General features: G+C 66.9%; 9 protein-coding genes. 5 read left to right on the top strand and 4 right to left on the bottom strand.

From position 1 onward, the window contains the following. Positions 1–561: 561 nt before the first annotated feature. Entirely contained in the window at positions 562–2,676 is a 2,115-nt protein-coding gene (locus tag ACFOX0_RS33380; protein ID WP_377553558.1) for a hypothetical protein, read from the top strand. A gap of 13 nt (positions 2,677–2,689) precedes the next feature. Here the strand turns inward: ACFOX0_RS33380 and ACFOX0_RS33375 are convergent, their stop codons facing one another. The 4 genes from ACFOX0_RS33375 to ACFOX0_RS33360 all read right to left on the bottom strand — a co-directional run bounded on the left by ACFOX0_RS33375 (position 2,690) and on the right by ACFOX0_RS33360 (position 6,979). Next, a complete protein-coding gene (locus tag ACFOX0_RS33375) occupies positions 2,690–3,580 on the bottom strand; it encodes a fatty acid desaturase family protein (RefSeq protein ID WP_377553556.1) in 891 nt (296 codons plus the stop codon). A 77-nt stretch (positions 3,581–3,657) separates the two neighbouring features. Next, positions 3,658–4,884, bottom strand: coding sequence for a class I SAM-dependent methyltransferase (locus tag ACFOX0_RS33370; RefSeq protein WP_377553554.1), 1,227 nt, complete (start codon positions 4,882–4,884; stop codon positions 3,658–3,660). Further along, positions 4,881–6,092 (bottom strand): hypothetical protein, encoded by a 1,212-nt coding sequence (locus ACFOX0_RS33365; RefSeq protein WP_377553552.1) that lies wholly within the window; start codon positions 6,090–6,092, stop codon positions 4,881–4,883. The genes ACFOX0_RS33370 and ACFOX0_RS33365 overlap by 4 nt, the downstream gene beginning before the upstream one ends. Next, positions 6,089–6,979: an alpha/beta fold hydrolase gene (locus ACFOX0_RS33360; protein WP_377553550.1), complete on the bottom strand. Its 891-nt coding sequence runs from the start codon at positions 6,977–6,979 to the stop codon at positions 6,089–6,091. The genes ACFOX0_RS33365 and ACFOX0_RS33360 overlap by 4 nt, the downstream gene beginning before the upstream one ends. 662 nt (positions 6,980–7,641) lie before the next feature. On the opposite strand from ACFOX0_RS33360, the gene ACFOX0_RS33355 reads away from it, so the two are divergent. From ACFOX0_RS33355 to ACFOX0_RS33340, 4 genes are all read left to right on the top strand, one after another. Next, on the top strand, positions 7,642–7,866 hold the full coding sequence (locus ACFOX0_RS33355; protein ID WP_377553548.1) for a hypothetical protein: 225 nt from the start codon (positions 7,642–7,644) through the stop codon (positions 7,864–7,866). Between the two features lie 83 nt (positions 7,867–7,949). Beyond that, positions 7,950–9,329, top strand: a complete 1,380-nt coding sequence (locus ACFOX0_RS33350; protein ID WP_377553546.1) for a family 43 glycosylhydrolase — start codon at positions 7,950–7,952, stop codon at positions 9,327–9,329. A 22-nt stretch (positions 9,330–9,351) separates the two neighbouring features. Further along, positions 9,352–10,845 (top strand): glycoside hydrolase family 43 protein, encoded by a 1,494-nt coding sequence (locus ACFOX0_RS33345; protein WP_377553544.1) that lies wholly within the window; start codon positions 9,352–9,354, stop codon positions 10,843–10,845. Between the two features lie 143 nt (positions 10,846–10,988). Then, positions 10,989–11,306 carry a hypothetical protein gene (locus ACFOX0_RS33340; RefSeq protein WP_377553542.1) on the top strand — a complete coding sequence of 106 codons (318 nt, stop codon included), beginning with the start codon at positions 10,989–10,991 and terminating at the stop codon, positions 11,304–11,306. The last annotated feature ends 108 nt before the right edge of the window (positions 11,307–11,414 follow it).

The raw sequence follows: 11,414 nt of genomic DNA, 5'->3' as shown, positions 1-11,414 counted from the left end.
TTCCTTGAGGGCGCGGCCGAGTTGTCGCCTCGGGACCGTCGACCCCATGTCTTCGGCCATCGGCTGTCCATCCTTTCGATGTCAAATTTTGCAACATCCCGCCGGTCGTGCTGCAACACCGGAATCGAGCCCTCGGCAATGCTGGTTAGGTGAGGTCGACACTTGTCGGGATACGTTTCGACCGTACAAGATGGATACGACAAAAGCAGCCCCGGACAGCCGGCAGAAATGAGCGGCAAGAATCTGCGCCAGCGGTTCAAATGTGAACGCCTTTGGGTGTGCCGTGATGCAGTCGCCGTGCCGACGGCCGGCGCCGTGAACACGCGCCTCGGCAGGGCATCAGCGACGGCTCACCGCGCCTGGCGTTCCACTTCGCAACAGATCAAGATTGTCGGCGCGCAATTCGGCCACAGCAACTAAATAAATTGACTCCAGAGCAGTCAATCTCGCCTTCGCGCATTGTTCTTCCGCCTTCCACGGCTGCAGGATGACCCCGGACGCCGGTCGGAGCCGCCGCACCGATCCGGCGCCATCCTCACCGGGAAAATCAAGGGATGGACGATGCCTGAGAATGGAACCGATGCCGTCGTGTCTCTCCGTCCCTCTCGACCGCTGTCGGTCATCACCTGCCCGGACTGTGACGGACTGACGTTCACCCTGCGGCCGTGCGGGTGCACCGACTACGGCGACCGGTTCCTGGTGGACCAGGCGGAGACCGGGGTCGGCCGCGAGGCGTACCGGGATTGTCAGGTCTGTCGCGGAGCCGGCAGCGTCGCGACCGCCTGTCCTCGGTGCCGGCAGCGCGGCCGGCGCCGCGCGCAGCTGGTGTTCACGATGGTCAACCTGGACAGCGGCGCGGTCGCCTCGGCGTCGGTGCTGCCCGGCACGGTCGCACCCACTCGGGCCGACGCCGGCTGGCGGCTCGACCTGGCGCCGCTGCTGCGCGGTCTGGCCGACACCGTCGGCCTGCCCGACGCGCACCCGGAGCCGCCGATCCCGCTGCCCGCCGGCTGGCATCCCGAGCTGCCGGCCGACCGGCGCACCGAGCTGGAGGCCCGGGCGATCGCCGAACGCGACCGGATCCCGTGGCGGGTCGTGCTGGGCCGCGCCGACCAGCCGCCGGCACCCGACCCGGACGCGCGGCTGGCCCGGCTCTGCGCGGTGGCCGACCTGCTCCTGCTCGACCTGGTCGTCGAGGCCCGCCGCACCGGCTTCGGCGACCTCAACTGGGAGGTCCGCTACGAGCTGCCCGGCGGTGACATACCGGCCGGGCAGCGCGGCCAGGCCCGCGACCTGCCGGCGGCGCTGGCCGCCACCGACGTGGCCGAGGCGCTGGTCGACCTGCGCGCCCGCGGTCGGGCCGCGCCCGCCCACGAGCTGCGCCCCACCCCGCCGACCGGCCAGCGTCCCGACCGGACGGACGCCGACCAGCTCGAACGGCGGATCTTCGCCGACTGCGTCGACCTGGCCACCGGCACCGGCCTGCCCGGCGCGCAGGCAATATGGCGCGACGGCCGCTGGTGGCACACCGGCCTGCGCCCCGGCGGCCGCACCGAACAGCTCACCGAACGCCCCACCGGCCAGGTCGTCCGCCGGCACACCACCGCGCTGCTGCGCCGCGCCGAACCGCTGGCGCCGTCCTGGTGGGGCGACCCCATCCGGTACGCGCCGTGCCCCGACTGCCTCCCCGGCAGTGCCCTGCGCGTCTGCGACTGCGTCCGACCGCGCCGCATCGCCCACCCGGCCGACGCCGGCCCGCGCCCCGCCGACCCGGACTGCCCCGACTGCGGCGGCACCGGCGTCCACCCCCGGCGGCTGGCCTGCCACCGCTGCCGCGGCGCCCAGCGGACCTACCCGGAGCTGCTGGTCACCGTCACCGACCTGGCCGACCGGGTGGTCCACCTGCACTGGCGGGCCGGCGACGAACCGGCCGCCCCGCAGATCGCCGCCCAACCCGCCGGCCAGCCGGTGGTCCAGCTCCCCGAGCCCTACCGGCTCGCGTCCTGGGCCCACACCCTCGGGGTACGCCCGGAAGACCTCGTTGACACCGACGACAACGTCCCGGTCGAGCAGTACCTGCGCGAAGGCGTCGTCACCCTGCCCGGCCCCGACGCCGACCCGGTACGCGAACACCTCGCCCAGGCCGGCGACAGCCGCGCCGCCGCCCGGCTGCTGGTGCTGGGTGTCGTACCGTCGGCTCCCTCGGTGCCGGAGCTGGTGCGGCTCGCCCTCGGCCTGGACCTGGCTCTGGTGGTCACCGTCCAGGACTGCGCACCGCTGCGGGACGACCCGGTCAGCGTGCACGGGCTGCTCTGGAGCGTCGACGTGTGCGCCCGATCCGCACTCTCCGACGACCTGCCGTACCACGGCAGCCCGGAGGCGGCCGCCGCCACCTGCTGGGAGTACGTCGACGGGGCGTTCGCCGACGCCGTACCGGTCAACCCGGCCGAGGCGATCCCGACGCCGGCGTATCCGGGTGTCGGATTGATCGATGACCCGGTGCCGGCGATCAGCCGGCTCGCGCGGCGGTACGCCGGGCGGACCGTGTCGGTGCGGTTCGACCGGAGTGGCTGCGTGGTGCTGCTGCATCAGGTCGACGGGTGCGCCCGGGTGCTCGCGAACGCCCCCGACCTGCCCACCGCGATGGACGCCCTCGGCCTACCGGGAACGGCCTAACCTCGTCATCGACTCACCGGCGCACGTGCTGAACGTCGCCCCCGATGAGTGACCCAGTCTCGCCCTTCCCGAGCCATTTGAGTGCCGCGAAGTGGGCACGCACGGCGTCCAGCATTGAGCTGAAGGTTATACATTCGTCGTCGACGGTCTCCAACAGTTGACGGTGCAGACTTCGCATGTTCGCCCGCGTCTCATTGGGCATCAGGTGGTGCACCGAGTGGGTGTTTAGACCTCCGGACAGAAACCCGATCATCGTCGAGTCGATCGAGTAATTGACTGTCGAATCTGCGACGATTTGACGCCAGTCGCTGTGCTGTTCGGCCACCCGAGCCCCGAGAGAGATGTGATTCATGCTCACCAGGATCGAGGCGGCGAGTGAGCCGATCGTCACCGTGACGAAAAAGCGCTCCACGAAGCCCACCCCGAAGAAGTAAAGGTAGGGCGCAATCGTGAGTGCGAAGCAGGCTTTCTCCCAGCAGTATCCCGGCCATCGTCCCTTCATGCGAAGGCCGTGCCTTCCGTACGTCGACCCCGTGACGAGAAAGGTCAACTGTGATGCTTGGTCGATGATCCAGTAGGTCGTGTATGCGAGTAAGACATAGTAGTGCTGCCACCGATGGTAGATTTTGTGCGGGGCCGACGGGTGAAATCGAAAGAGGGTGCTGGCGCTTGTGAAGGGATCGTCCGGGTACGCGGCGGGGAACCGGTGGTGAACCCTGTGCTTCAGTCCCCAGTGGCCCACCCACAGCCCCACCGGGCATGCGACCTGGACCCACAGTGAATTGATCCAGTCGTTCCGCGAGAAATGCCGATGGCCGCCATGATGCAGAATGGAGACGACACCGAGCCCGACAAACGTGCCGGGGAGTAGCAGAAACACCCAGGCCAGCGGGTTGGTCAGCAAGCACGACGTCGTCAGGAGGACGTGCGTACACAGCCCGACGGCGACCGCGTCACGCTTGGCCTCCGCCCGTATCCCGCTTATCGAACTCTTCTGAAGACGAGTTGAAGACAATCCATATCTCCTCTCGAGAAGCCCGCCATGCACATCGAGAAGTAGAGATCCCAGCATCTCAGGAAGCGTTCCGAGCAGCCGTAGTCAAGCAGCTGCTCCCGAGCATCCCTGAATGAACTCCGCCAGCGCTCGAGAGTTGTGGCGTAGCTCGATCCGATGCTATTTCGTGAGTAGAGCGAAAAGCCTGCCCTGCGTGCGCATCGCAGGATGTACCGCTCCGAAAGGATCTGCCCACCGGGAAAGATGTATTTGTCGATGTAGCTGTTTTCGGGGCGGGATGTCAGCATTCTGTGATGGGCGGTCGTGATCGCCTGCAGCGCAAATGTGCCGCCGACGTTCAGACAGTTCGAAACTCGGCGCATGAATTCCGGTGCGTTCTCCCCACCGACCCCCTCGATCATCTCGCACGAGATTGCCGCGTCAAATTTTCCGCTCAGCGCCGAGCGATACTCTCCGAGGACAAAACGGATGGACTCCGGCCTGTTCGATCTGCAGTACGCGATCTGGGACGCGGACGCGGACACCGCCGTGACAAGAGCGCCCTGCCCTGCCAGGAATTGAGCCAAACCGCCCCATCCGCAGCCAATCTCCAGGACGCTGGCGCCGCGCAGATCGGGAAGGGCGGCGGTCAGCGACCGATACTTGTTGCGTTGCGCCGCCGCCAGGCTGTCGTTCGAGTGCCGAAAAATCGCACAACTGTACGTGAGTGACTCGTCCAAAAAGGTCCTGAAGAAAGCTGCCTCGAGATCGTAGTGCTTGGCGAGCGACTTCGTGGTGTCCTCGGCCGAACCGCCGCGCCGCCAGGAAGCCCTAAGAAGGTGCCACGGATGGCGCAGGTATCCGTAGAACGGAATTCTGGACAGCGCGACCATGAGTGAAGCCAGCCGGCTCAAGATCGCATCCAGGTCACGCACCACAAACTCACCGAGACACCAGGCCTCGGCGAGGCCCCGAAGACCGCCGCCCTCGGCGAGAACCAGCCCTTCCCCGGTGATGGCGCATCGCTCCGGAGCCGATTGGTCGAGGCCGTCGCCTGCGTCTCGCACCAACGCGATCCTTCTACCGACAAGCAACTCCAGGACCAGCTTGGTGAGGCGAGGGTGTCCGGGTGTCACGCGGGCCGCGTGCGCGTACGCGACACCGAGACCCTTGTCGACCTCGGCTGAACGGCTCGCAACAGAGCGGTACGTCATTTCTTCCCACCCTCGCGGACACTGAAATAGACCTGGATAAGGGTCAGGATCAGAGGCCAAAGTATCGCGACGAACAGCACGGAGAACTGCATTTTCGGCCGTGCTACCAGCGGGTGAGCGCGGGCCTGCCGTACGAACTCGATGTCTTGCGCCAGGTCGGCCATTGGTCGCGCCCCCTGCCCGGCCACCAGTTCCGCGATCTTCCTGTCCTGGGCCCGCTTGTTGAGCCCGCGGAAGGCAATCAGGGGTCCCAAGGTGGTGGACGGCAGCATCGTGCACCACACGACGATCATGGACAGCACCCACGGCCAGTTGTCCGAACCGAGGGCGGCCATCGTGAATCCCAGGGCAGTGCCGTGGAGCGCGAGTGATACAAGCACCGTTCGGTAGACCCGGGCCATGCTTGCCCAGCCGAAGTTGCCGTCTATATTTCGGTAGTCCAGTGTGAACTCGTAGATCGCAGTGAACCCCAGGATTGTCCAAATGGCCGTGAGGCCGACGGTGTTCTGGACGATCACGAGGTATACGCCGAGCGTCAGGCACAAGAAATACGCGACATAGCTGCCGACGTGATCCGAATTCGCCCACCATGCGGCATAGACCTCGTGCGACGAGTTCGCCGTCCTCTGTCGACCCAGGAATGATGAGTACACACCGTTGAGTCGTTCACCCTCGGTGATGAGGATTGCCAGGACGAAGGACACAACGATGACGATGGGTTGGAACCGTCCGACACGTGCGAGGAAGCCGTTGCCCACTTCGAATATCGCCTCCTCCGCGGTGAGGCCATGCGCCCTTCCGTGCTCGACCACTCGCCTGATTCCCAATAGTTCCTGAACACGAGAGTAGGTTGGCGAAGATCGTGATATCAAAACGCCGGCACCGTTCAGACTACTGAAGGTGCCATGCATCTGCCGCCACTGGTCAACTGTGATGGGAACGGTCAGCCAGATCACTGCGATCAGATAGAGCGAGGTGAAATCGCGAAGTAACGGGAACGCCGGGGTCGTGGACGGGATGCCGGGCGCGTCCAGCGCCGCCAGGATGTCGCGGTAGGGATTGAAGTCGTCCGGCGTCCCGAGGACGCCGTCATAGTGGGCGGCCAGCAGCACGCAGGCCAGCCCGAGCGGCAGGAGAAGATACATCCCGGCGGGCCGCCACCGTTGCGTGGCGGGCGCAACCAGATACGGATTAAGACCTGACGTCACTTCGCCCCACCGACGTGTGAATCCACAATGAACTCGAGGCATGTCGCCAGTTCGGAGGGCATGTTCAGCATCGGCGAGTGGCCCGCAAATCCGATCGAGGCGCTCGACACCAGCCGGCATTCGGTGGACAGGCGGTCGATCTCCTGGTCGTTTGTCAACGGATCCAGGGACCCCCGCACGACGGCGACGGCCGAACGCAGGGACGTGACCGCGTCTCCCAGGTGGACCTTCCGCGCGGCACGGATCACCGGGATCACTCGGAAGTGGGGCCATCCGCGGGTCCCCCGAAGGCATCTTTCCAAAGTTTCGGGCGAGACGTCCGGTCCCTTGCCCAGTTGGGTGCCGAGCAGTAGTTTCCTTGCCAGCCTCGTTCGCAATATCGTAGCCGAGACCTTGCCGTTGATGACGACGCCGGCGAGTTGGGAGAGTACCACCAGCGAGTATCGCCACATCTTGACGAACCTGTCGAACCTGGTCAGGACTTCTTCGGCTCGATAGAGGACGGGATCCACCAGGATCAGAAGATCGGAGAACTGTGGGTTCTGCTTCGCCATCTCGATGGCCACCAGTGCTCCGAGCGAATGACCAACCAACACGGTCGGCACGGCAGGTTCGCCGGGGAGGCCTTCCAACGTCTCCAGAAGAACGGAGGAGACGGCCGCGATCTCCGAGTTGCCCTCGACAGGTCTGGAGTATCCGGAACCGGGAATGTCGGGAGCTATGACACGCCACTCCTTCGGTAGGCGGTCCACGAGGGCGAACCAGTAATCGCAACTGGTGCCCACGCCATGAATCAGTACCGTCCTGACGGTCGGTTGCGCCATCTCGGCGGGGCGCAACGCATATCTCACGCCATCGCTCGTGGTCGCGAAGTTCAGCTCAGTCACACTGCACCTTATTGCTGGCGGCGACCCACCTGGGACGCGGGCTCCGTGGACGGTTGTTCGAGGGGCGGGAGGGGGTCATGCTCCGGTGGTAGGCGACACTTGCGATCTTTCTCCCGAAACGCGGGTCCGAGACCAGACTTCTGTCAAGAACCCGACTCAACATACTCCGAAACCAACTGTATTGACGGGGCTATTTTTTTGCTGGCAACCGGTGTGACCTGGTCAACCTCCACCGTCCGTCCATGACGGACACATGTCGAGGCGATGCTCGTCCCACCGACCGGACCGGGCGCCCGGCGATTGTCCGGTTACGGGCTTTCCTGTCGGTCGGTAGCGTGTCCAGTCCTTGGGGAGGCTTTGGAGGGCAAACGGCGTGACCCTGCTGCGCGAACTGATCGACATCCCGACCTCGGTTACGCAGCGAGGGCGACTTCGTCGTCAAGGCGGCCGAGGGCGCCGACCTCAAGAGATACGTGGTCACCGACCAGTTGCGGGACAACTTCACCGACGCGCTGCGCCGGATATGCTCGACGCACGATCGGTCGAGCAGGTCGTCCTGGAGGGCTACCTGCGGCAGATCACCGCCGCGGACGCGCCCGTCCCCGCCGTACACCGGTCGGACGCCCTGCTGGACGACGCCGCGCGGCTGCGCGGCCGGATCGGTGACGACGCCTTCTTCGCCGGCCTGCGCGAGGCCGGCGACGGGCCCGGCGTCGTGGAAACTCTGCCTGCCGGAGGTCAGCGACCGCGCCGTACGCGGCCTGAAGTTCAGTGCCGCGTTGTCGGAGCGGCTCGCCGTCGCGACCCTCGCCACAAGGCTCGCGGACTTCGAGGGAGCGGCCGCGGTGCTCGACCTGCCGGTGCGCTTCGTGGTCGCGGCCGACTGAACCGACGTTGACAAGGCAGACGTCAACGACCACACTGCACCGAAACATAAATCGACCAGCGTGGATGAGGCGCGGTGATGCCTATGAGGAAGTCGGTCGCCCGAGCGCTCGCCGTCGTTCTCGCCGCCTCCTCCGCGCTCACCGTCGCGGCCCGGCCGGCGTACGCGGTCGACCTCCCCACCGGCGCCCGGTCGCTGGAGTCGGTAAACGTCCCGGGGTTCTACCTGCGGCACGCCGACTACCTCGGCAGTATCGCCGCGGTCGGTCCGGGCAGTTCCGCCCAGGCCAAGAGCGACGCCACCTTCACCGTCACGCCGGGGTTGGCCGGCGGCGTCGGGTGCGTGTCCTTCCAGGCCGCGAACGGCATGTGGCTGCGGCACCGTGACTACCGGATCCGGCTGGAGACCAACGCCGGCACGGCCACGTTCCTGGCCGACGCCACCTTCTGCGTACGGGACGGCTCGGTCGGCGGATCGGTGCGGCTGGAGTCGTTCAACTTCCCCGGCCGGTTCCTGCGGCACCGCGACCACGAACTCTGGATCGACCCGTCGACCACCAACCCCGACACGTTCGCAGGGGACAGTTCGTTCCGGGTCGGCACGCCGTGGGTGGCGGGGCGGCGCAGCCCGGTGATCAAGGGCCTGTACGCGGATCCGAACATCGCGTACCTCGCCGGCCGTTACTACATCTATCCCACCACGGACGGCTACAACGGTTGGGGCGGCAGCCGGTTCAAGGCGTTCTCCTCGACCGACCTGGTGAACTGGACCGACCACGGCACCATCCTCGACCTCGGTCCGCAGATCGGCTGGGCGGACGACCGGGCCTGGGCGCCGACCATCGCGTACCGCGACAACCGCTACTACTTCTACTTCAGCGGGGCCACCAACATCGGTGTCGCCACCGCCACCAGCCCGACCGGGCCGTTCACCGACCCGCTCGGCCGGCCGCTGATCGCCGCCGGGTTCCGCAGCGGTCAGATGATCGATCCGGCCGTCTTCACCGACACCGACGGCCAGTCGTACCTGTACTGGGGCAACGGGCACGCCTACGCGGTCCGGCTGAACGCCGACATGGTCTCGTTCGACGCCGGCCAGGTGCGCACGTTCAGCCTGCCCAACTTCCGCGAGGCCACGTTCGTCTTCAAGCGGAACAACATCTACTACCTGACCTACTCGGTCGACGACACGGGTTCGGAGAACTACCACGTCGAGTACGCCACCGGCGGTTCACCGTTCGGCCCGTGGACGCACCGCGGCACGATCCTGGCCAAGAACCTCAGCCTCGGGATCAAGGGCCCGGCGCACCAGTCCGTGGTCCGGGCGCCGGACAGCGACACCTGGTACATGGCCTACCACCGCTTCGCGATCCCGGCGGGCAACGGCACCAACCGTGAGGTCACGATCGACCCGATGCGGTTCAACGCCGACGGCACCATCGCGCCGATCACCCCCACCCTCTGAGCCGACACCCCTGGAGGACGTTGTGACGCCCGCTCCCCGCCGGCTCACGTTGATCGGTCTGGTCGGCGTGCTGCTGCTCGCCCTGACCTCGATCCCGGCCCGCCCGGCGACAGCCGCCAGCCCCGACGCCGCCGGCCCGAGCGCCACCAGCCCGAACGCCGCCGCGCCGGACACCGCGTACCTGATGGCGCACTTCACCGGTGAGAGCCCGATCGGTGAGCAGATCTACTTCGCGACCAGCACCGACGGCCTGCGCTGGACCGACCTGAACGGCTCGCTGCCGGTGCTGACCTCGACGGTGGGCGAACGCGGCGTGCGCGACCCCGCCCTGGTGCGGTCGCCGGCCGGCGACCGGTTCTGGCTGCTCGCCACCGACCTGCGGATCGCCAGCGGCAAGGGCTGGGACGCGGCCCAGCACGCCGGCAGCAGGTCGCTGGTCGTCTGGGAGTCGACCGACCTGGTGAACTGGTCGGCGCCGCGGCTCGCCAACGTCGCCGGCAACATCCCCAGCGCCGGCTGCGCCTGGGCCCCGGAGGCGATCTACGACCCGGCGAACGGTGACTACATCGTCTACTGGGCGACCATCTCGCCCCTGGACGGCGTGGACAAGGCCCGGATCTACTACTCGCGGACCACGGACTTCCGCACGTTTAGTCCCGCGCGGATGTACATCAACCGACCCGGTACGCAGGGCATCATCGACACCCAGATCCTGGAGATCCCGGGCAGCACCGGCGGCTACCGCTACCTCCGCGCCTCGGGCGACGGCCAGATCACCATCGAGGGCAGCAACCAGCTCCTGTCCGGCTGGACCCGGCTGGGTGACCTGTCCGGGCAGGGACTGCCCGGCTCGCAGGTCGAGGGCCCGATCCTGCACAAGTTCAACGACCGCAACGAGTGGGGCCTCTACGTCGACCAGTACGCGACCGGCCGCGGCTACCTCCCGCTGACCACCACGAACCCGGCCGCGCCGGGCAGCTACCGGGTCCGGGCCACCTCGGAGTACGACCTGGGCGCCAGCCGCAAGCGGCACGGCACCATCCTGCCGATCACCCAGGCCCAGCTCACCGCGCTGCGGTCCAAATGGGGCGGTACGCCCGCCGGCGTCAACCGGATCCAGTCGTACAACTACCCCGACCGCTACGTGCGGCACTACGACTTCGACGCGCGGATCGACCCCGACGTGAACCCGTTGGTCGACTCGCAGTGGCGGATCGTGCCCGGGCTGGCGAACCCGGCCGGCGGCACCGTGTCGTTCGAGTCGGTCAACTACCCGGGCTACTACCTGCGCCACTACAACTACGACTTCGTGCTGGCGCAGAACGACAACACCGCCACCTTCCGCGGCGACGCCACCTTCAAGCGGGTGGCCGGCCTGGCGGATCCCGCCGCGGTGTCGTTCCAGTCGTACAACTTCCCGGACCGCTACCTCCGCCACTACAGCTACCTGCTGCGGATCGACCCGATCGGCTCCGCCGTCGACCGGGCCGACGCCACCTTCCGCATCACCGGCTGACCGGCGCCGCTGCCCGCGACGTCCGCTCCGTTCCATTACCTGCCGATAGAACCCCTGGTCGAGACGTGTTTATCGGGCCGTTACCAAAGGTGGACGTTGCACCAGCTGTGCCGCCTATAGGTTCAACCGGAACACCTGCGGACATGGAGGAATTCATGGGTAAAGTAATGCGGAAGCGACTCGCGGCGGCCGGTGGGGCGCTCGTGCTCGCCTTTTACGGCAGCCTCGCGGCCGCGTCGCCGGCCTCCGCGGCGGTCGCGCCCGCCCCGGGCGCGACGGCGATCGGGACCGACGCCGGAATCATGGCCTCCTGCCGCGACTGGACGCCGCATATCAGGCGGGTCATCGTCGCCAACGCCAAGGTGCACAGCAGCTACTCGGGATCGTCCAGCGTGATAGCCACGTGGAAGTACAAGACGCTTTTCCGTATCGACAAGCGGTGTGTCAAGCCCCGGGTTTGATGGAGAGTTGGTTAGCTGGTTTTCAGGGGTGCGGTGACTGGGTGGGTCATCGTGTGTAGTGCTTCGTGCTCGGCGGGCGGGACGTGGCCGAGCTCGCCGTGTAGGCGC

It is taken from the genome of Micromonospora zhanjiangensis (assembly GCF_042650605.1).
Classification (GTDB): domain Bacteria; phylum Actinomycetota; class Actinomycetes; order Mycobacteriales; family Micromonosporaceae; genus Micromonospora_J; species Micromonospora_J zhanjiangensis.
Note: the sequence above shows the minus strand (reverse complement) of the source record. Positions and strands in the feature narration are given on the sequence as shown.